Origin of the sequence: Actinacidiphila paucisporea (assembly GCF_900142575.1) — a bacterium.
Lineage (GTDB): Bacteria > Actinomycetota > Actinomycetes > Streptomycetales > Streptomycetaceae > Actinacidiphila > Actinacidiphila paucisporea.
In genome coordinates this window covers 73,022-94,182 of record NZ_FRBI01000007.1, presented here as the reverse complement: position 1 = coordinate 94,182, position 21,161 = coordinate 73,022, and the positions used below count along the sequence as shown (strand labels likewise).

Sequence of the window (21,161 nt, the reverse complement as noted above, 5' to 3'; positions counted from 1 at the left end):
TCAGGACCCCGGGGACACCGGGACCTGCGGATCCGCCGCGTGCAGCAGCGAGAAAAAAGCGCCCTCGGGGTCCCTGAGCAGCGCGAGCCTGCCCACACCCGCCATGTCGGTGCCCGGCATCAGCACCGCGCCGCCGCGTGCCACGGTCTTCGCCACCGTCCCGTCCACATCGGCCACCGAGAAATACGGCTGCCAGTAACTGGTGCCCTCGGGCAGCATGTCCGTGCCCAGCTGCATGATGCCGGCGTGCGAGCCCTGCCGGCCGCCACCGGAGCGTGACGCCACCACATACGAGCCCGCGTCGCCCGGCAGCGGCATGTCCTCGTAGTCCCAGTCGAAGACCGCGCCGTAGAACTGCTTGGCCTTCGCGGCGTCCGTCGTGTACAGCTCCGTCCAGCACAGGCCGCCGTCGCCGACCCGGTCCAGGCCGGCGGTCGTCCCCGGCTCCCAGACCGCGAACTCGGCCCCGCTCGGATCGGAATACCCGGCGAGCCTGCCCTGCTCCGCGACCGCCATCGGCGGGAAGCGGACGCTGCCGCCGGCCTGCTCGACGGCCTTGGTCGTGGCGTCCGCGTCGGGCGTGTGGAAGTAGATCGTCCAGGCGGGCTGGGCGTGTTCGTCCTGGAGCGGGCCGAGCGCCGCGACGGTCTCGCCGTCCCGCTGGAACATCCCGTAATCCCCCATCTCCGGCCCCGCCGACTGGAACTGCCAGCCGAACAGGTCACCGTAGAAGGCGGCCGCCGCCGTGACGTCGCGGCTGCCCAGGTCCACCCAGTTGGGCGTGCCGGGCGCGTAGTCATTGGTGAGCATGATGGAGACCTCCGTGGGCCGAGTGATCGGTGAGGCGATCGATCTGCCGGATTTGGACGCTGTGTCCTCCCTCACACTCAGCATGGCATCAGCCACCGACAATCAGGGTTCCCACGCTCGGCGGCGACCTCCTGGCCAGGTCAGAGGCACGGACGGAGGCTGGCTGACCGTGGCTGCCCGGGCACGGGCGGTGGTCAACCGATTCGGGGTTTGTCAGTGCCCCCGTCTAGGGTGGTTCACATGTACGGGGGAAGTCTCGATCACGCGAACGCCGCTCTGCGCGCCTATGTGCAGGAGCACGGCGACCGGCCGTGGACGGCCGAAGAGTTGGCGGAGCTGGCGCGGTTGCGCGCTCGCTGGACCGCCGCGGCGCGCGGCGCCCGGGTGGGGATACGCCCGGTGTCCGGGCCGGTCATGGGCGCCGCGGTCGTGACGGCGGCGTAATCCGCCGCGGTGGTGACGGCTGCATAGCCCCGTGCTTGCGGGGCCTTTGACACTCCGTCGGTCAGACGGACGCGCGGGCCGCCGCGTGCGGGGGACGTACGGAATCGCTGCCAGGTGCCGGCTCCGCGGTGTCGTCCCCGAGGGCGACGATCCGGTTCGTGGCGTCGACATGGACCACGGCGGGCCGCAGGGCGCGGGCCTCCGCGTCGTCGACCTGCGCGTAACTGATCAGGATCACCAGGTCCCCGGGGTGCACGAGGTGTGCCGCGGCGCCGTTGATCCCGATCACGCCGGAGCCGCGCTCGCCCTCGATGACATACGTCTCCAGCCGGGCGCCGTTGGTGATGTCGACAATGTGCACCAACTCGCCCGGCAGCAGGTCGGCGGCGTCCATCAACTCGGCGTCGACCGTCACGGACCCGACGTAGTGCAGGTCCGCATGCGTCACGGTGGCCCGGTGGATCTTGGATTTGAACATGGTGCGCAGCACGGTGCCGCCTCCTGGTGTGAACGGGAAGGTCGCGTCCCCGCCCGGGGTACGCGCCGACTCGACCAGGGTAAAGGCCCTGGTCTCCCACGCGTCGGCGGGTGGCGGGCGGAGTGCGCTATCTCTCAGGCCGCCGCCCTTCCCGGGGCGCCCTCGCACGGGAGGCGCACACGATGGCCCGCGACGTCCGCCACGGCGACGCGTGGCTGTGCGAGCGGATGGACACCGAGCTGAACGACACCGAGCGCGAGGTGCTGCGACTGGCCGCGGCGCTGCTCGACCGGCTGGCGGCGGACGAGTGAAACGGCTGCGTACATTGCCGCGCCGTACGCCTGGGGGGTCTTCGTCGAAATACCCCTAGGGGGTATAAGCTGGCAGCGAGAGGGGACGGAACGGGCCGTCCCCGGCCACGCGACAAGGAGCAGGACCATGAGCGATGTCGTCTACTCGGTGTCCGGGATGAGCTGCGGCCACTGCGAGTCCGCGATCACCCGGGAGGTCACCGCGATCCCCGGCGTCACCTCCGTCAAGGCGGTCGCCTCGACCGGTCTGCTGACCATCGACGCGGAAGGCCCCGTGGACGACGACACGGTACGGGCGGCGGTCGACGAGGCGGGCTACGAGTTGGTCGGGCGGGCCTGACCGCACACAGCGGGGGGGCAGCGGCAAGGGGAGCGGCGATGAGCAGCACGGACGTACGGCACGAGGACCGCGGCGGGCAGCCGGCCGGCCGGTGGGTCGAGCTGGAGATCGGCGGCATGACGTGCGCGTCCTGCGCCGCCAGGATCGAGAAGAAGCTCAACCGCATGGACGGCGTCACCGCCACCGTCAACTACGCGACCGAGAAGGCGAAGGTCGGCTACGGCGACAGTGTCGCCGTAGCCGACCTGATCGCGACGGTCGAGGCCACCGGCTACACCGCCGCGCTCCCCCCGCCGCCCGCGACCGGCGCCGGCCAGGCGCCGCAGGACGCGGGCGCCCCGGCGGCCGACGCCGAACTGGCGTCGCTGCGCCTGCGCCTGACCACCGCGGTCGTGCTGGCCGTCCCGGTGATCGTGCTGGCGATGGTGCCCGCGGCGCAGTTCGACAACTGGCAGTGGCTGTCGCTGACCCTGGCCTCGCCGGTCGTCGTCTACGCGGGCTGGCCCTTCCACCGCGCCGCCTGGACGAACCTGCGGCACCGCGCCGCCACCATGGACACCCTGGTATCGGTCGGCACGCTGGCCGCCTTCGGCTGGTCCTTGTGGGCGCTTTTCTTCGGCGATGCCGGGATGACCGGCATGACCGACGCCTTCCGGCTGACGGTGTCCCGTTCCCGGGGCGGCAGCGAGATCTACCTGGAGGCGGCCGCCGGCGTCACCGCCTTCATCCTCGCCGGCCGCTACTTCGAGGCGCGCGCCAAACGCCGGGCCGGCGCCGCCCTGCGGGCGCTGCTCGAACTCGGCGCCAAGGACGTCGCGGTGCTGCGCTCCGGCGCTGAGATACGGATCCCCGTCGGCGACCTGGCGGTCGGCGACCGCTTCGTCGTACGGCCGGGCGAGAAGATCGCCACCGACGGCCTGGTGGTGGACGGCGCGTCGGCCGTCGACGCGTCGATGCTCACCGGCGAGTCGGTGCCGGTCGAGGTCGGCCCCGGTGACCGGGTCACCGGCGCCACCGTGAACGCCGGCGGGCGGCTGGTCGTGGCGGCCACCAGGGTCGGCGCCGACACCCAGCTGGCCAGGATGGCGCGGCTCGTGGAGGACGCCCAGAACGGCAAGGCGGCCGCCCAGCGGCTCGCCGACCGCGTCTCCGGGGTCTTCGTGCCCACCGTCATCGTGCTGGCGCTGGGCACCCTGGCGGCGTGGCTGGCGCTCGGCGAGGGCGCGCAGGCCGCGTTCACCGCCGCCGTCGCCGTGCTGATCATCGCCTGTCCGTGCGCGCTGGGCCTCGCGACGCCCACCGCGCTCATGGTCGGCACCGGGCGCGGCGCGCAGCTCGGCATCCTCATCAAGGGCCCTGAGGTCCTGGAGTCGACCCGGGCCGTCGACACGATCGTGCTCGACAAGACCGGTACGGTCACCACCGGTTCGATGACGCTGACCGGTGTCCTGCTCGCCGACGGCGTCGAGGAAGGCGACGTGCTGCGGCTCGCGGGGGCCCTCGAGCACGCCTCCGAGCACCCCGTCGCGCGGGCCGTCGCCGCGGGGGCGGCGGACCGGGTCGGCGAACTGCCCGCCGTCGACGGCTTCACCAACCTGCCGGGCCTCGGCGTCGAGGGCGTGGTGGACGGCCGCACGGTGCTGGTCGGCCGCGAGCAGCTGCTGCGCGACCGGTCGCAGCCGCTGCCGCCGGAGCTGGTACGTGCCAAGGCCGCAGCGGAGGCCGGTGGCGGCACGGCGGTGGCCGTCGGGTGGGAAGGCCGCGCCAGGGCCGTCCTCGTCGTCGCCGACGCCGTCAAGCCGGACAGCGCGGAGGCCGTACGCCGGCTGCGCGCGCTCGGGCTGCGGCCGGTGCTGCTCACCGGTGACAACGCGGCCGTCGCGGCGGCAGTGGCCGCGGAAGTGGGCATCGACGCGGCAGATGTCCACGCCGAAGTCCTCCCCGAGGAAAAAGTGGCCGTCATCCGACGGCTCCAGGCCGAGAGCCGCACGGTCGCCATGGTCGGCGACGGCGTCAATGACGCGGCCGCGCTGGCGCAGGCGGACCTCGGGCTCGCGATGGGCACGGGGACGGACGCGGCGATCGAGGCGGGCGACCTCACGCTCGTCCGCGGGGATCTGCGGGTCGCCGCGGACGCGATCCGGCTGGCGCGGCGGACGCTCACGACGATCAAGGCCAATCTGTTCTGGGCCTTCGCCTACAACGTCGCGGCCCTGCCGCTGGCCGCGGCCGGACTGCTCAACCCGATGGTCGCCGGGGCCGCGATGGCCTTCTCGTCGGTTTTCGTGGTCGGCAACAGCCTGCGGTTGCGGACGTTCTCGCCGCTGGCGGAGCAAGGCGCGAAGTAAGCCGCGGAGTAAGGCGGAGTGCGGCCGCCCGCGCAATTCACCACGTCGCCGGCGGGCGGGCGGTCAGGATGTGCGGATGGCACAGGCACAGAGGTTTTCGACGCAGGCACGGCGGGCACGGGCGGTGGCGCGGCTCGGGGCGCGGGCGGGCGGGGTCGGCGACGTGGTGGAGCGGCTGGTCGCCGTCCACGCGACGGATCCGGCGACGGTGTATCTCGCCGTCGCCGCCCGGCTGGCCGACCCGGACACCGCCGTCGCGGCCGTGGAGCGGGAGCTGTACGCGCAGCCCGCGGCGCTCACCCGGATGCTCGCGATGCGCCGCACGATGTTCGTCGTCCGGCGCGCCTTCGCGCCCGAGGTGTACGCCGCCGCCGGGCGGCGCATCGCGGTCAAGGAGCGCAAGAACCTGCTCGCTCACCTCGCGGAAGGCGGCGGCTGGGACGCCGCGTGGCTCGACGAGGTCGAGGCCGAGGTCACCGCGGCGCTGGTCGCGCACCCGGAGAGCAGCGGCGCCGAACTGTCCCGGCTCGTGCCGCGGCTGCGCGAACAGATCGTCGTCGCCCGCGGCAAACCCTACGAGGCGACGCAGAACGTCGCGAGCCGGATCATCCGCACGATGGCCGCGGAGGGGCGGATCGAGCGGCGCAGGCCGGCCGGGTCCTGGACCAGCGGCCAATTCCGCTGGGCCAAGGCCGAACCGCTGCCCGAGGTCCCCGCGGAGCCCGCGCGTGCCGCGCTCGCGAAGACCTGGCTTGGGGCCTACGGGCCGGGCACCGAGGCCGACCTCAAGTGGTGGACGGGCTGGACCCTGGGCGAGACCCGCAAGGCGCTCGGGGCGGTCGGGGCCCAGGCGGTCGTCCTGGACGACGGCGCCACGGCCTACGTCCTCCCGGGTGACGCCTACCCGTCCGAGGCGCCCGCCGGGCCGCCCACGGTCCAACTGCTCCCCGCCCTGGACCCGGCCGCCATGGGCTGGCAGGACCGCGCCTGGTTCCTGCCGGACTCCCGCGACGGGCTCTTCGACCGCACCGGCAACATCGGGCCCACTGTGTGGTGGGACGGCGAGGTCATCGGCGCCTGGGCCCAGCGCGCCGACGGCTCCGTGGCCTGGCACCGGCTCGCCGACCGCGGCACGGCGGCTTGCGCCGCGGTCGACGAAGCCGCGCACGCGCTGGCCGCGCTGCTGGGCGATGTGCGGGTGACGCCGCGCTTCCGCACCCCGCTGGAGCGCGCCCTCAGCGCGTAGCCGCCGCGGTTCGCCCTCGTTGCGTTACGCCGCGGCCGGCCGCGGCGCCCCGGGTGGCTGCCCCCTGCCAGGGCGCCGCTTTCGCTCCCGCCGTGGTCCCTGGTGGCGCAATTACCCGCGCCCCGGGTGGCTGCCCCTTGCGGTGCGCCTGCTCGGTCCAGGGGCACGCAGTTCCCCGCGCTCTGGAAACGCTCACCCTCCGCTGGGGAAGGGCGAGGCCCGTGGTGAGGACCGACGGCTGGGCATAGGAGGACGCAAGCCCAAAGCGGCGCGACCGGCCGCGGCGGACCGCGCCTGGGGAGGCAGCAGCAGGACGGGACTGCCACCCCAGGCGCGGCGGACCGTCAGAAGTGGGTGAGCTTCGAAGTGAAGGACGGGGACGTCAGATCCTTCTGGAGGACGGCCGGTACGGAGGCGCGGGCGGAACCCGTGCCGAAGGTGAGGGTTCCCACCACGGTGCCCGCCTTGGCGCTGTGGGGCAGCCCGCCGGCCAGGGGGGTGAGGGCGATCGTGGAGCGCAGGCCCGGCCAGCCGGCCGTGGTGAGGTCGGCGGCGGCGGCGACCGGCGTCTTGCCGCCGAGGCCGTCGCTCACCTCGCCGACGACGTCACCCTTCTTGACGACCGTCGCGGACGTCAGCCCGCCCTGGACGGCCTTGATGAGCTGTTGGCTGCGGGCCAGCGCGGCGTCGAGGCTGTCGCTGACGGTGGTGCCGCCGTGCTGCTGGAGGACGACGCCGAGGATCAGCTGCTCCTTGCCGGCGGCCTTCCTGTTCGCCGCCCACATCAGGGCGCCGCCCGCCGGTGTGCTGGATCCGGTCTTGATGCCGATGACGCCGGTATTCACCAGGTCGTTGTTGTTGTTGAAAATCTTGCCGACACCGGGGACGACGACCCACGGGAGTCCTACGACCGAGCGGAAGACCCCGTTCTTCATCACCTCGCGGGCCAGCTTGAGCTGGTCGACCGCGGTGCTGACGGTGGTCTCCTCCAGGCCGCTGGCGCCGGTGTACTTGGTGTCGGCCATGCCGAGCGCGGTCGAGGCCGCCTTCATCTTGGTGACGAAGGCCTGCTGCGTGCCGGCGTCCCAACGGGCCAGCAGCCGCGCGATGTTGTTGCCCGAGGGGACCAGCAGCAGTTGCAGCATCTGGCGTTCGGTGAACTTCTGGCCGACCTTCACGTGGGCGGTCGACTCGGCGGCGGACGCGGACTCGTTCGCCGCCTGCTGGTCGACGGGGATCTGGGGGCCGTTCTCCTTGCCGGTGAGCGGATGGTCCTTCAGCACCACGTAGGCGGTCATCACCTTGGTGAGGCTGGCGATCGGCACCGGGGTCTGGGCGCCGTGCACGCCGAGCGAGCCGAGGCCCTCGACCTCGGCGACGGACTGGCCCTCGCCGGGCCACGGCATCGACGCGGGCAGCGGGGCGCCGGCGAAGGCGTACGAGGACGCGCCGGTCAGCCGCAGGCTGGTGCCGGGCACCGGGCGTACGGCCTGGACGACGACGAAGACCACCGCGAGCAGCACGACCAGCGGGGTCCAGATCCTGAACCGCCGGGCGACGCTGCGCAGCAGGGTCTGCCGGGGCGGCGGGGTGTTGGTGAGGTGGGCGAGCAGCTTCAGCGGGGTGGAACCGGTGTGGCCGGACCCGGGCGGCAGCAGCTGAGGCAGCGGCTGAGGCATGGACCGGGTCCCCTCGGGGCCGACGATCTCGCCCTGACCGGGTTCGGCGGCCGGCGGCGAGGTGGCGGCGGGGCCCGCGGAGGCCGCGGAGGCGGCCCAGGCGGGCGTGGCACCGGCCGCGGGCTGTCCGGTGCGCCCCACCGGCCGTTCGGCCGGGAGATCGGACACCAGGGGCCGCAGCAATGACTTCCGTACCGCCGCCCGGTGCACACCGGTGTCCTCGCGCCGGTCGTCCGGCTCGGCTTCCGGCGCCGCCTCCGGGGCTGTTTCCGGGGCTGTTTCCGGCCCCGTTTCCGTCGCCGGCCCGCCCGCGCGGTCGGATTCCGCTTCTGAAGCTTTTCCAGAAGCCCTTGCGGGAGCTTTTGCCGGAGCGTCCGCGGGAACGTCCTCGGGAACGTCCGTACGAGCATCCGCCGGAGCGCCCTCGGGCGCCTCCCCGGCCGCGTCCTGAGAGTCCCGAGGGGAGTCCGCAGGCGCGTCCTGGGCGGCCGCCTCAGCCGCCTCCTCCGCTTCCCCGGCCGGAGCCGAAAGCTCACCCTCCCGGCCGCCCGCCGTCCGGGCGCCCTCATCCGCCACCGGAGTGCGCCCCGGCGCATCCTCGGGCACCGCCTCGGGAGCGCTCTCCGACGCGTCCCGCGACGCGAGGTCGTCCCCGGCCGCCGCCTCATCAGTTGAAAGTTCACTCACCTCAGGTGCACCAGGAGCCTCATCCGTCGCCTCAGCCACACCCTCCGGATCACGATTCGGTTCCGTTTTCCGGGGCTCCGCGACCGGCTCGCGCGGGTTCGACGGGGCAGGCGGCGCAGCCGCGTCGGCGGTCATGTCCACAACCGGCACATCACTCGTCGCATCCGTCACCGTACTTTCGGCGGACGCGGTGGCGAGGGGCGAGCGGGCGTCGGAGCCCGGCAGTTCAGCCGATTCCGGGTCGCCTTGATGGACGCCGCGAGCCGGTGTGCCGTCGTGCCGTACGGGCGCGGCGTCCGCCACAGCCGCCTCTCGCGCCTCAACGGGCGCATGGAACACCACCAGCCTCGGGTCCGCGACCTGTGGTGCGGCCACCTCCCCCGACGTCCCGTGCTGCTGCTCCCTGCCGGGGGACTCGCCCGCCACGCAGACCTCCTCCACACATCGTTCGGGGCACCGATAGTGCCCCTACCCGTCCTGACCCACTATTTGCAATAGTCCCGCGCGGGGCCCGCAGCCCGTCTGCGACACCACCACCGCCCCCGTAGACGAGAACGACATACCAGCCGGTTCCCGCCGATATGGCGAAGGCACTCTCGACAGGCCGGTGTGAGAGGCGTCACCCTGTCATTCATCCACGCGGGGAGGCATGGATGGGCAAGAGCCGCAGAACAATTCCGGAAGAGCTGTTGCTGCTCGCCCTGGACCCGACGACCGGGACCACGGCGCAGCCGCAATCGCTCGACCTCGGCCTCGCCGGGGCACAGCTCGTCGAGCTGGCTCTGGCAGGACGGATAGCCCCTGACGGGGATCGTATCGCCGTGGTGCATCCACGGCCGACCGGAGATCCGACTCTGGACTCCGCTCTGGAGCTGCTGCGCCGTCGTGGCAGCCCGGTGCGGGCGGTCCACTGGATCGGCGGGCCCCGGCTGGGGCTGCGCCAGACGTATCTCGCGCACCTGGAGCGGTGCGGCATGGTGCATGCCGTACCGGGTCAGATGTGCGGGGTGCTGCCGACCACTCGGTATCAGGCGACCGACAGCGCGGTCAGCCGGGAGATCAGATCCCGGCTGGACAGTGCGATCCGCACCGGCGTACCGCCGGACCCGCGGACCGCGGCGCTCGCCGCGCTCGCCCACTCCGTGGGACTCGGCAAGCATCTGTACCCGGGTAACGAAGGCCGGTCGTCACGATCGCGCCTGCGGGACCTGATCAGGTACGACCCGATGGGCGGCCTCGTCGCGCACGCCGTGATGGACGTGCAGAACGGCGTGGCCGCGCAACCCAAGCGCCCACCCGCCCAGGCACAGCGCACGGTGGGTCACGGCACGATGGCGAGGGTCGGTTGACGTTCAGCGCGTCCGAGCACACGGGCGGAAAGCAGCACTGTGAAGCCGAAGCACACTGAACACACCGACGCGTGCGGCGTACGCCGGGCACGTCGGGCACACGGCAGTACCTGAGCACCCGAACAGCACAGCAGTGTGACCCGTGATGACGCAGGACGGGGTCGCGGTGTCCGTCGGCAGGGACGGGACACCGCAGAGCCGGTCCCGTCCGCAGTGAGATCCCCTCCGGGAGCCGCTGTGCCGCGCGGGGTGGCGGGCGCCGGACAGTTGTCCGGACCCGGCGCCCCGCGCGGCACGTTTTCCGGCGCCGCCGGGGCGCACGCGAACGGTTCGCGCGCCCCGGCGTACGGACCGGGCAAGCTTGTTACGACCATTCGCCAGCGCGGCGATGACCGCTAGTGGCAGGCTGCTGACCATCAGTATGGATCAGCGTGGAGGTGCAGTCCCTGTGGTCGCCAACGTCAACCCCACCGTCAGGCGCCGCCGTCTGGGTTCGGAGCTGCGCAAGCTCCGCGAGGAGAAGGGGATGACGGCCGAGGAGGTCGCGGCCCGGCTCCTGGTCTCCCAGTCCAAGATCAGCCGCCTGGAGAACGGCCGCCGCAGCATCAGCCAGCGCGATGTCCGTGATCTGTGCGGGGTGTACGGCGTGGAGGACGTCCGCATCGTCGAGTCGCTGATGCAGATGGCCAAGGAGTCCCGCCAGCAGGGCTGGTGGCACGCCTTCGGCGACATCCCTTACAGCGTCTACATCGGCCTGGAGACCGAGGCCGCGAGCCTGCGGGTCTTCGAACCCCAGGTGGTGCCCGGCCTGTTGCAGACCCCGGGGTATGCCGCGGCGATGATCGCCGGCAATCTGCCGGAGGCGACGCCGGAGCAGGTCGAGAAGCGGGTCAGCGTCCGGATGCGCCGGCAGGAACGTATCACCGACCCCGACGGGCCGCTGCGGCTGTGGGCGGTGGTGGACGAGGCGGCGCTGTGCCGGAAGGTCGGCGACGCCGGGATCATGCGCGAACAGCTCACGCATCTCGTGGACCTGAGCCATCTGCCGCATGTGACCGTCCAGGTGCTGCCCTTCGAGGCGGGCGCCCACCCGGGGCTGAGCGGGCAGTTCGCGGTGCTGGAGTTCACCGACGCCACCGACGCGACGGTGGTCTACCTGGAGGGCGTGAACAGCGACCTGTACCTGGAGAAGGACACCGATGTACAGGCGTACAGCGTGATGTACGAGCACCTGCGGGCGCAGGCGCTGAGCGCCGAGGCCACCCGCCAGTTCATCGGCGAGGCGGCGCTGCGGTACGTCTGACCCGGCGCCGCGGTACGCCCGAGCGGCGCCGGTACGGCTCCGGACAGGGGCGCCTCGGGTGAAGGCGGGCAAGTTACTCCAAGGCCCGCTCGCATGGCAAGAGTTGCAAGGAATATGCCACCTAGTCGGGTGAAGACCCCACCGGGTCGGTGATGTTGGCGAGTAGCGTCGGGCGCAGTCAGGTGGTGGTGTACACCTCATCTCCACGGCTCGACGCATTGCGGAGTACACCCCGCCGCCGTCACCAGCACAGACCGGAGCAGAGATGGCAATCAAGCTGGGCAGCACTCCCGCGTGGCGTAAGTCCTCGCGGTCCACCGGAAACGGCGCCTGTGTAGAAGTGAAGTCCCCGGCTGTCGCGGCCGTCGTGGTCCGCGACTCCAAGGACCCGCAGGGTCCGGTGCTCACCTTTTCCCCCGAAGCGTGGTCGTCCTTCGTCTCAGACGTCGACCACGGCACGTACGACCTGCGCTGACCCGCGGGTTCCGCACCGCAGCACAGCACCACCGAACCGCCCTCTCGACCGGCCGCCGTCCTGGCCGAGAGGGCTCGCTGCTTTTCCGGGCCCGGCGGCGAAGTCCGACTGAACAGCGGGCCGTTGACCGGACGCACGGCGGGCCGTTGACCGGATACTGGAAAGTGTCTGGACAATACAACGAATCTTCGTAGGCTGCCGCACATGACGATGCCCGCCGCCGCAGCAGCCGCACTGCCCGCACTCGCCGCCCGCGCGCGGGAGGTCGCCGCGTCGCCGGTACGGGAGATCCTGGCGCTGACCGCGCGGCCCGAGGTGATCTCCTTCGCCGGCGGGCTGCCCGCACCCGAGCTCTTCGACGCCGCCGGCATCAGGGCGGCATACGACCGGGTGCTGGCCGAGCGGGCCGCCACGGTGCTGCAGTATTCGACCACCGAGGGCGATCCCGCGCTGCGGGCCGCGGTGGCCGGCCGGCTGACCCGGCGGGGGCTCGCCACCGGCGCGGGCGACATCCTGGTGACGGGCGGTTCGCAGCAAGGCCTCTCGCTGCTGGCGACGGTGCTGCTGGAGCCGGGCGACGTGGTACTGGTGGAGAGTCCGACGTATCTGGCGGCATTGCAGTGCTTCGGCTTCGCGGGCGCCCGGGTGGTGCCGGTGCCGACCGACGAGGACGGGGTGCGGCCGGACGCGCTGGAGGAGCTGGTGCTGCGGGAGCGGCCCAAACTGCTCTACCTGATCCCCGACTTCCAGAACCCGACCGGCCGCACGCTGCCCGCGGAGCGTCGCCGCGCGGTCGCGGAGGTGGCCGGGCGGCACGGGCTGTGGATCGCCGAGGACGACCCGTACGGGGAGCTGCGCTTCGAGGGCGACCGCCTGCCGTGGATCAGCTCCTACGAGGCCGCCGCGGACCGTACGGTGCTGCTGGGCAGCTTCTCGAAGGTGATGGCGCCCGGCATGCGGCTGGGCTGGCTGCGGGCGCCTGAGGCGCTGCTGCGGCCCTGCGTGATCGCCAAGCAGGCGGCCGATCTGCACACCTCGACGGTGGACCAGGCGGCCGCGGCCCGCTACCTCGCGGACAGCGACCTGGACGCGCATCTGCTCCGGGTGCGTACCGCCTACCGGGCCCGCCGCGACGCGCTGCTGGCCGGACTGCCCGCGGCACTGCCGGCCGGCAGCACATGGAACCGGCCGGAGGGCGGGATGTTCCTGTGGGTACGGCTGCCCGCGGGCCATGACGCCACCGCGCTGCTGCCTGCCGCGATCACGCACGACGTCGCCTATGTACCGGGCGCACCGTTCTATGCCGCGGATGCCGACCCGGCGACACTGCGGATGTCCTTCACCACGCATACGCCGGACGAGATCGCCGAGGGACTGCGCCGCCTGACATTGGCCTTCGGCTGACCTCCGCCGGCCCTTGGCCGAAGCCGGCCTGACGGATCGTCGGCGCCGCGCACCCTCCCCTCCGCGCCGTACGGGACCCGCTCCCGTACGGCTCTGCGTCGTACCCGCTTCCGCGCCGGCCCCACAGCCGGCGTACATTGCCGCGCCCAGCGAAGTGCCCGCTCATCGTGGGTTCGCGGTCCGGGTCATCACAATGCCAAGGGAAGTAAAGAGCGAGTAAAATCGTTCGGCTTGCTGACCTGAATTCAGACTCTTGAACGCTGGAACCCTTGACCGGCCCTCCGAGCCGGCGGTTCAATCCCGGAAGTCCCCGCTCCCGCACGGGGGCGACCCGCCCGGACGAGCGCCACAGCGAAGTGCGTTCCCGTTCACAAGGCGGACCCCCTGGAGGGGACTATGAACAGTCTCGACTGGACCGTGCTCATCGCCTACTTCGGCGTCATGGTCGCGATCGGCGTGTGGTCGCACAAACGCGTCGACAACGTCAGCGACTACTTCACCGCGGGCGGCAGGATGCCGTGGTGGCTGTCCGGCATCTCGCACCACATGTCGGGCTACAGCGCGGTGATGTTCACCGGTTACGCGGGCATCTCCTACCGGTACGGCGTCACGTCGTACGTCACCTGGGCGCTGCCCATTGCCATCGGGATCGCCATCGGCGCCAAACTCTTCGCGCCGCGGCTGAACCGGGTGCGGTCCCGGCTGCACGTCTCCTCACCGCTGGAATACCTCAAGAACCGCTACAACCTGACCACCCAGCAGGCGCTCGCCTGGTCCGGCGTACTGCTCAAGATCGTCGACGTCGGCGCCAAGTGGGCGGCCATCGCCACCCTGCTGTCGGTCTTCACCGGCGTCACCCTCACCCAGGGCATCGTCATCACCGGTGCGATCACCGCCGTCTACTGCACGGTGGGCGGCCTGTGGGCGGACGCGCTCACCGAACTGGGCCAGTTCGCCATCCAGCTGGTGGCGGGCCTGGCGATGCTGGTCGCCGCGCTGAACAAGATCGGCGGGATCAGCGGCATCTGGAACGTCTGGGACGAGCCGGCGCTGCGCCACCACGGCCACCCCACCGCGGGCCCGTACACCGTCGTCTTCCTGCTCGCCTACCTCTTCATCAAGACCTTCGAGTACAACGGCGGCATGTGGAACCAGGCCCAGCGGTACATGGCCACGGGTTCCGCCAAGGAGGCCACCCGCAGCGCCATGCTCTCCTCGGCGCTGTGGTTCGTCTGGCCCGTCGTGCTCTTCTTCCCGATGTGGATCTCCCCGCTGCTGGTGCACGCCAAGAAGCCCGACGGCTCCGACTCCTACGCGCTGCTCACCGAACAGCTGCTGCCGCACGGCCTGCTCGGCCTGGTCGTCGTGGGCTTCTTCTCCCACACCATGGCCATGTGCTCCTCGGACGCCAACGCCATCTCGGCCGTCGTCACCCGTGACATCGCCCCCGCCTTCTCCCGCCAGGCCCGCGAGTGGAGCGCCCGTGTCGGCCTGATCGCGGCCCGCGTCACGACTCTGGCCTTCCTCGGCCTGTCCATGGCCGTCGCGACCCAGGTCAGCTCGCCGACGTTCAAGGACATCATCACCGTCGTGATCAAATGGGTCGCCGGCCTCATGGGACCGATCGCGATCCCCTTCATGCTCGGCCTCCTCCCCCGCTTCCGCCGCTCCGGCCCCACCGCCGCCCTCACCAGCTGGGCGCTGGGCCTGTTCGCCTTCTACCTGCTCAACTACCCCGTCAACGACGCGGTCTCGGGCGGCGTCAACCTCGAGTACCAGGTATCGGTGCCGCTCGCGGTGTCCCTGGTGCTCTACGTGGTGATCGGGTGGATCAAGCCGGAGGACACGCCGGAGCGGGACGCCCTGCTCGCGCGGATCAACTCCGACGGCGGCGGGGCCGCGGCGGTCGCCCTTCCCGAGCCGTCGGAAGCCGCGGACCCGGCCTTGCGGCCGACCGCTGCCGGCGAATAGCCCCTCGGGGGCGTGGGGGGCCGTCTGCCGGGGTGGACCGGTCGCACGGTTCCCCGCGCCTCTCGGCGATCGCCCCGGGGGCCGGCGGGAGTGCTACGCGGCGGGGTAGCGGTCGAGCCAGGCGGGGCTGGCGCCCGCGGGCCCGTGGAGGGCGGGCGCCTGCGTCATCTCCATGGCGAAGTCGTCCGCGAGCTGGAGGATGGTCGCGCGGCCTTCGAGCTCCGCGATCCAGGCCGGCGGCAGGGCCGTCTCGCCGTGCTGGACGCCGAGCAGATTCCCGCAGATCGACCCGGTGGAGTCGCTGTCGCCTGAGTGGTTGACCGCGAGCAGCAGGCCGTGCCGTACGTCCTCGGCGACCAGGGCGCAGTAGACACCGATCGCCAGCGACTCCTCCGCGGTCCAGCCCTCCCCCAGCGCCTCCACCCGCTGCGGCGACGGCAGGCCCTGCCGTACGGCGCCCAGCGCGCTCTGCAGCGCGTCGGTGGTCTCCTGGTGGCCGGGGCGCGCGCCCAGCAGGGCCAGGGCGTGCTGGACGGAGCCGTCGAGCGCCTCACCGCGGGCCAGCCCGTGGATGATGACGGCGAAGGCGCCGGCGGCCAGCTGGCCGGTGGGGTGGCCGTGGGTCTGCGCGGCGCACTCCACGGCGAGCTGGAAGACCAGTTGCGGCTCCCAGCCGACGAGCAGCCCGAAGGGTGCCGAGCGCATCACCGTGCCGCAGCCCTTGGAGCCGGGATTCTTCGGCTCCTCCAGGGTCCCCATCCGGTCGTCCGACAGTCCGCTCAGGCACGCGTTGCCCGGCGCCCTCCGCGCGTAGAGCCACTCCTCGCGGGCGAGCCACCCGGCGTCCTTGCGGCGCTCGTCGGGTCCCCACTCGCTCTGCGTGGCCGCCCAGCGGCGGTACGCGCGGTGCACGTCGGTGGGCGGGTGCCAGGCGCCGGTGTCGCGGCGCACCTGCGCGCGTATCAGGCCCTCGACGGTGAACAGCGTCATCTGCGTGTCGTCGGTGACCGCGCCGCGCCGCCCATAGGCGGTGACGTAGTCGGTGACCCCGTCGGGTCCGTGGTCGCCCTGGATCGCTTCGAGGGACTCGAACTCGATCCCCGCCCCGAGCGCGTCGCCGATCGCCCCGCCGAGCAGGCAGCCACGGACGCGGCTGCGGAAGTCCTGCTGCTGCGCGCGTCCCCAGACAGCGGTCAAAGCGGTCCCCTTCGATCTTCCCCCGATCCGAACCCGTTCTGCGCCTGCACGATAGCCGACACGGCCAGGAGCGGAAGGGGTGCACGGGGTAGGTGAGGGTTGTCCGGAAGGAGCGGGTCCGGGGAGATGATCCCGCGATCTCCCCGGCGTGCGCTCCGGCGCGCGAAGGGCGCTCACCTCGGTGCGAAGACGCCGATCCCGTTGGCGACCGGCCGCTCGACGCCGCCCGCCGGATGGCTGCGCACGGTGACCGCGGCCGCGCCCGGGTCGCGCGCGACGAGGGTGGTGGAACCACCGCCGTCCAGGTTCACGGCATTGTCGCAGCCCAACTCCTGCATCAAGGCGGCCACTTCCGCGACGGTCAGCCCCGCGCTGGTCTCAGCGCTGCCGTCCAGCGCCAGCAACCGCAGCGTACGGCCGTCGTCGCCGAAGCCCGCCGCGGTCCTGGTCGCCACGGTCCTGTCGTCCAGGCCGGCGAGCGGGGCGCCGCCGCGCACCACGGGGAAGCCGCCGACCGCGAAGGCGTACGGGATGTGCGTGGCGGACGGCGCCAAGTGCTCTCCGACGCTCACCCGGTCGCCGGGCCGCAGCGTACGCAGGGTGTCCGCGCCGGCGTCCCGGCCGAGCAGCACGGTCGTGCCGCGGGGGACGGCGCCCGCTCCGGGGGCGCCCGCCGCGGACACGACGCGGCCGGCGCGTACGGCGACCTCGTAGGTGTCGGTGCTGCACCCGGCCGCGCGCGAGGTGTCGCTGCCGCACACCGCGCGGCCGCGCGAGGTCGCACCCCAGTCCGCGGTGTACGCGCCGATGCCGCCGACCGGCAGGGCGTACTGGTTGAAGCCGCCCAGCGGGTACGTGCCCGCCGCCGTACGCACCTCGCCGTGCAGGGTCAGCGTGTCCAGTCGCGCCCTGCGGTCCACGCCGACGCCCAGCACGTCCTTCGTCGTCTCGCCCTTCGGCATGCCGGGACCGAACCGCTGGGCGTCCGGCACGGCGGCCTTCAACGCCCGGCCCGAGCCGATCTCCGGGCCCACGGAGGACCCCGTCGGGGTGACGCCGGGATGCTGGCTCTCGTCGATGTCGAAGAAGTCGCCGTTCACTGCGGCGATCGCGTGCCGGGTGTCCGCCAGTTGCGACACCGCGGCGCGGCCGGCGACCACCCCCGGCGTCAGCAGGTCGACGCTCACCCGCGGGTCGCGCAGGTCCACGGTCACGACGTGGCCATGTACCACGCCGTGCGCTGCCTCCACGGTGAGGTCCTGGTAGTCCACCCCGCGTGCGAGCCGCTCCACCTGACCGTACGTCACCGGTCCGGCCGCCGCCCGCGCCTGCCCGGCCCCCACCGTTCCACCGACCACCGCGGCCACCAACACTCCTGCGCCCAGCACGATCTGGCGTCGCCTCATGTCTCCTCCACCTCACTGGTCCCTGTGGACCCGACTCCACCATCCCCGGGCGGGCGGCGGAGCCAACTCGGGACGACGGGCCCGTGAAAATTCGCTCGCCGCCGGGCTTGGGGTCGACCTCGCGTGCGGCTCCCGCGCCCTCTGCCGAGGGGGTGCCCTTACGGCATCCGCCGGCCCACCGTCGTGCCCTGGTCCCCAGGGCCTTCCCAGGGGCACGCACCCCCCGCGACGGCCTCGGCTCAGGGGGTGGGGTGGAGGCGGGCGAGGAGGGGGGTTGCGCCGGTGGGTGGGGCGGAGGGGGATGCGGCGAGGGCGGCGATGTCGCGGGCGAGGACGGCGCGGACCGCCAGGGCGGATCAGTGGCGAGCAGGGCCGCGACGTGGACGGCCGCGTCGTCCCAACGTCCCAGCCCGCAGGCGACCATCGTGCGCCGAGCCGAGCGCCTGCGCCCACTGCGCCGGCACTGCCGCGTCCGCGTCCGCCGACGCGGCGGCGAGCGCCGAGGGGGACGTGGCGCCTGCCGCGCCCTGGGCGTCGGCTTCGTAGCGGCGCTGCCGGTGGACGGCGTGAAGCCGGTCGAAGGCCCTGAGCGGGCGGTCCTGCTCCGCCGGTTCGGCGACGATCGCGGCCATCGCGTCGGGCACGGTCATGGCGTCCTCGTTCGCGGTGGCGGTGAGGGCGCCGCCGGCGCGGGCTGCCTGGGCGAACTGGGCCAGCAGGGTGGTTTTCCCGACGCCGCCCGGGCCGTGCACGTGGAAGAGGAAGTGGTGCGCCTCGTCGCCCGGGTCGGTGTCGAGGTTGGCCCGGAAGACGGCCAGTTCGTCGTGGCAGCCGACGAATCCGCCACGGCCGCGGCGCCGCATCCCGTCCTGCAGTGACAGCTGCTCGCCTGCCACGTCCGGACCCCTTCTCTCCCGGTTCAGTCCCCCAGCACCGGCAGCAGCTCCGGCAGGTGGCCGTCGGAGGCGAGGCCGGCCGCGATGCGCTCGGCGGGCACTTCACCGTACAACGTGGTGCGCTGCCTGGCGGGACGGCCGGCCGACTCCGCGATGGCGACCAGGTCGCGGATCGACCGGTAGGAGCCGTAACCGGAGCCCGCCATACGGGAGATGGTCTCCTCCATCAGGGTGCCGCCGAGATCGTTGGCACCGGAACGGAGCATTTCGGCCGCGCCGTCCGCGCCCAGCTTCACCCAGCTGGTCTGGATGTTGGTGATGTGCGGGTGCAGCAGCAGCCGGGCCATCGCGGTGACCGCCCGGTTGTCGCGGGCGGTCGGCCCGGGGCGGGCGATACCGGCGAGATACACCGGCGCGTTCGTGTGGATGAAGGGCAGCGTCACGAACTCGGTGAAGCCGCCGGTGCGCTGCTGGATCTCGGCGAGCAGCCGCAGATGGCCGAGCCAGTGGTGGGGCTGGTCCACATGCCCGTACATCATGGTGGACGACGAGCGGATGCCCAGCTCGTGGGCGGTGCTGACCACCTCGATCCAGGTGGCCGTGGGCAGTTTGCCCTTGGTCAGGACCCAGCGCACCTCGTCGTCGAGGATTTCCGCCGCCGTGCCGGGGATCGAGTCGAGGCCCGCCTCCTTGGCGGCGGTCAGCCAGTCGCGGATCGACATCCCGGTGCGGGTGGCGCCGTTGGCGACCTCCATCGGCGAGAAGGCGTGCATGTGCATGCCGGGGACACGGGCCTTGACCGCCCGCGCGATGTCGAAGTAGGCGCTGCCCGGCAGGTCGGGGTGGATGCCGCCCTGCATGCACACCTCGGTCGCGCCGACCTCCCACGCCTGCTCGACCCGGTCGGCGACCTGGTCGAGCGAGAGGGTGTAGGCGTCGGCGTCGGTGCGGCGCTGCGCGAAGGCGCAGAAACGGCACCCGGTGTAGCAGACGTTGGTGAAGTTGATGTTCCGCGTCACGATGTACGTGACCTCGTCGCCGACGACGTCCCTGCGCAGGTCGTCGGCGATCCGGCACAGCGTGTCCAGCGCCGGGCCGTCCGCGTGCAGCAGGGCGAGCGCCTCGGCGTCGGTGAGTTTCGTCGGGTCGTCCGCGGCGACGGACAGCGCCTTGCGGACGTCGGCGTCGACCCGGTCGGGCACCATGCCCGGGGCGGCCTGCTCGCGCAGCTCCTCCCAGTCGCCGTAGACCTCGTCGTAGTCGTCCCTGCGGTCGGCGGTGCGGCCCTCGGTGTCGATGGTGCGGTGCAGGTCCGTACGCCCGCCGGCGGCAGGGAAGGCCTCGTCGGGCTCCTGCCACGGCCGGCCCTCGACAACGGCGTCCTCCCGCGCGAGACCGGTCTCCGGGTCGGCCAGCGCCCGAACGTGCGGGACCAGCCGCGGGTCCAGCCAGGGCTCGCCGCGCAGCACGAACTCCGGGTAGATGGTCAGCCTTTCCCGCAGCGCGAAGCCGGTCTCGGCGGTGCGCGCCGCCAGGTCGTCGATCTGCGGCCAGGGGCGCTCGGGGTTGACGTGGTCGGGGGTCAGCGGCGAGACGCCGCCCCAGTCGTCGATGCCGGCCTCGATGAAGCGGGCGTACTCGCCGTCCACGAGGTTGGGCGGTGCCTGGATACGGGCCGCGGGGCCCAGCACCACCCGCGCCACCGCGATAGCCGCGGCCAGCTCCTCCAGCTCCGCGTCGGGCATGCCGCGCATCGCGGTGTCGGGCTTGGCCCGGAAGTTCTGGATGATCACTTCCTGGACGCCGTGGTAGCGCCGGGCCGTGCGGCGGATGGCGAACAGCGACTCGGCGCGCTCCTCGTACGTCTCCCCGATGCCGATCAGGATGCCGGTCGTGAACGGCACGTTGGAACGGCCGGCGTCCTCGATGACCCGCAGCCGCACCGCCGGCTCCTTGTCGGGGGAACCGAAGTGCGGGCCGCCGCGCTCCGACCACAGCCGGGTCGCCGTCGTCTCCAGCATCATGCCCATCGAGGGCGCGACCGGCTTGAGGCGCTGCAGATCCGTCCACGACAGCACCCCGGGGTTGAGGTGCGGCAGCAGCCCGGTCTCCTCAAGCACCCGGATCGCCATCGCGCGCACATACGCCAGCGTGTCGTCGTAGCCGTGCGCGTCCAGCCACTCCCGCGCCTCGGGCCAGCGGTCCTCCGGGCGGTCCCCGAGGGTGAACAGCGCTTCCTTGCAGCCCATTTCCGCGCCACGCCTGGCGATGTCCAGCACCTCGTCCGGCGAGAGGTACATGCCGTGGCCGTCCCGGCGCAGCTTGCCGGGCACCGTCACGAAAGTGCAGTAGTGGCACGTGTCCCGGCACAGCCGCGTCAGCGGTATGAAGACCTTCCGCGAATACGTGATGACGCCGGGCCGGCCGACCGCTTCCAGCCCCGCGTCCCGCACGCGGGCCGCGGTCGCGGCCAGCCGCGCCAGGTCGCTGCCGCGGGCCTGCAGCAGCACGGCGGCCTCGCCCGTGTCGAGGGCGACACCTTCCGCCGCGCGGTGCAGGGCGCGGCGCATGGCGTTTGCGGTGGGCTGCGGCGTACTCATCCCCCGAGCATAGGTCGCCCCTGCGACATTCCCCCGCCCCCGCCACCGGGCCCCCTCTGTCGCCAATATCTCCCGCTCCCGGGGAATACCCCGCGCGTTGCGGGAACCGGCGGGGGCGCGCGCACAAGGACCCGCCCGGGACCGGGGGTTCGGGCGACATCCCCGCGTCGCACACAGGACGGCCACCCGGGCGTCACCCGCCGGGACGACCGTACGC

The 21,161-nt window shown here is 72.6% G+C and carries 17 protein-coding genes; 10 read left to right on the top strand and 7 right to left on the bottom strand.

The genetic code is table 11. From position 1 onward, the window contains the following. Window positions 1-810 carry a VOC family protein gene (locus tag BUE44_RS13460; RefSeq protein WP_073497714.1) on the bottom strand — a complete coding sequence of 270 codons (810 nt, stop codon included), beginning with the start codon at window positions 808-810 and terminating at the stop codon, window positions 1-3. A 240-nt stretch (window positions 811-1,050) separates the two neighbouring features. Between BUE44_RS13460 and BUE44_RS13455 the strand changes: the two genes are divergently transcribed. Then, complete coding sequence (locus BUE44_RS13455) at window positions 1,051-1,254, top strand: hypothetical protein (RefSeq protein WP_073497712.1); 204 nt, start codon at window positions 1,051-1,053, stop codon at window positions 1,252-1,254. 61 nt (window positions 1,255-1,315) lie between these two features. Here BUE44_RS13455 and panD read toward each other — a convergent pair whose 3' ends face one another. Continuing rightward, window positions 1,316-1,744 carry an aspartate 1-decarboxylase gene (gene panD / locus BUE44_RS13450; RefSeq protein ID WP_073497710.1) on the bottom strand — a complete coding sequence of 143 codons (429 nt, stop codon included), beginning with the start codon at window positions 1,742-1,744 and terminating at the stop codon, window positions 1,316-1,318. Window positions 1,745-1,914: 170 nt separating this feature from the next. Between panD and BUE44_RS39250 the strand changes: the two genes are divergently transcribed. The 4 genes from BUE44_RS39250 (at window position 1,915) to BUE44_RS13435 (ending at window position 5,977) form a co-directional block, all read left to right on the top strand. Further along, entirely contained in the window at window positions 1,915-2,043 is a 129-nt protein-coding gene (locus tag BUE44_RS39250) for a hypothetical protein (protein ID WP_265737157.1), read from the top strand. A gap of 127 nt (window positions 2,044-2,170) precedes the next feature. Beyond that, window positions 2,171-2,383, top strand: coding sequence for a heavy-metal-associated domain-containing protein (locus BUE44_RS13445; protein ID WP_073497708.1), 213 nt, complete (start codon window positions 2,171-2,173; stop codon window positions 2,381-2,383). Window positions 2,384-2,421: 38 nt separating this feature from the next. Next, entirely contained in the window at window positions 2,422-4,731 is a 2,310-nt protein-coding gene (locus BUE44_RS13440) for a heavy metal translocating P-type ATPase (protein WP_073497706.1), read from the top strand. 76 nt (window positions 4,732-4,807) lie between these two features. After that, a complete protein-coding gene (locus BUE44_RS13435; RefSeq protein WP_073497704.1) occupies window positions 4,808-5,977 on the top strand; it encodes a winged helix DNA-binding domain-containing protein in 1,170 nt (389 codons plus the stop codon). A 344-nt stretch (window positions 5,978-6,321) separates the two neighbouring features. On the opposite strand, the gene BUE44_RS37445 is transcribed toward BUE44_RS13435, so the two are convergent. Then, window positions 6,322-7,824 (bottom strand): D-alanyl-D-alanine carboxypeptidase family protein, encoded by a 1,503-nt coding sequence (locus BUE44_RS37445; RefSeq protein ID WP_159450248.1) that lies wholly within the window; start codon window positions 7,822-7,824, stop codon window positions 6,322-6,324. Between the two features lie 1,172 nt (window positions 7,825-8,996). On the opposite strand from BUE44_RS37445, the gene BUE44_RS13425 reads away from it, so the two are divergent. From BUE44_RS13425 to BUE44_RS13405, 5 genes are all read left to right on the top strand, one after another. Then, complete coding sequence (locus tag BUE44_RS13425; protein WP_073497702.1) at window positions 8,997-9,692, top strand: GOLPH3/VPS74 family protein; 696 nt, start codon at window positions 8,997-8,999, stop codon at window positions 9,690-9,692. 448 nt (window positions 9,693-10,140) lie between these two features. After that, the gene (locus tag BUE44_RS13420) at window positions 10,141-10,995 is read left to right on the top strand and encodes a helix-turn-helix domain-containing protein (protein WP_073497700.1); all 855 of its coding nucleotides are present in this window, start codon (window positions 10,141-10,143) and stop codon (window positions 10,993-10,995) included. A 265-nt stretch (window positions 10,996-11,260) separates the two neighbouring features. After that, window positions 11,261-11,470 carry a DUF397 domain-containing protein gene (locus BUE44_RS13415; protein ID WP_073497698.1) on the top strand — a complete coding sequence of 70 codons (210 nt, stop codon included), beginning with the start codon at window positions 11,261-11,263 and terminating at the stop codon, window positions 11,468-11,470. A 204-nt stretch (window positions 11,471-11,674) separates the two neighbouring features. Beyond that, window positions 11,675-12,874 carry an aminotransferase-like domain-containing protein gene (locus BUE44_RS13410; protein ID WP_073497695.1) on the top strand — a complete coding sequence of 400 codons (1,200 nt, stop codon included), beginning with the start codon at window positions 11,675-11,677 and terminating at the stop codon, window positions 12,872-12,874. Window positions 12,875-13,270: 396 nt separating this feature from the next. After that, window positions 13,271-14,845 carry a sodium:solute symporter family protein gene (locus BUE44_RS13405; protein ID WP_073497693.1) on the top strand — a complete coding sequence of 525 codons (1,575 nt, stop codon included), beginning with the start codon at window positions 13,271-13,273 and terminating at the stop codon, window positions 14,843-14,845. A 93-nt stretch (window positions 14,846-14,938) separates the two neighbouring features. Here BUE44_RS13405 and BUE44_RS13400 read toward each other — a convergent pair whose 3' ends face one another. The 4 genes from BUE44_RS13400 to BUE44_RS13385 form a co-directional block, all read right to left on the bottom strand. Next, window positions 14,939-16,042 carry an ADP-ribosylglycohydrolase family protein gene (locus BUE44_RS13400; RefSeq protein ID WP_200804408.1) on the bottom strand — a complete coding sequence of 368 codons (1,104 nt, stop codon included), beginning with the start codon at window positions 16,040-16,042 and terminating at the stop codon, window positions 14,939-14,941. A 173-nt stretch (window positions 16,043-16,215) separates the two neighbouring features. Then, window positions 16,216-17,448 carry a phosphodiester glycosidase family protein gene (locus BUE44_RS13395; RefSeq protein WP_073497690.1) on the bottom strand — a complete coding sequence of 411 codons (1,233 nt, stop codon included), beginning with the start codon at window positions 17,446-17,448 and terminating at the stop codon, window positions 16,216-16,218. Window positions 17,449-17,804: 356 nt separating this feature from the next. Then, window positions 17,805-18,344 carry a P-loop NTPase family protein gene (locus BUE44_RS13390; protein ID WP_073497688.1) on the bottom strand — a complete coding sequence of 180 codons (540 nt, stop codon included), beginning with the start codon at window positions 18,342-18,344 and terminating at the stop codon, window positions 17,805-17,807. A 23-nt stretch (window positions 18,345-18,367) separates the two neighbouring features. Next, a complete protein-coding gene (locus BUE44_RS13385; RefSeq protein ID WP_073497686.1) occupies window positions 18,368-20,944 on the bottom strand; it encodes a bifunctional FO biosynthesis protein CofGH in 2,577 nt (858 codons plus the stop codon). Window positions 20,945-21,161: the final 217 nt, after the last annotated feature.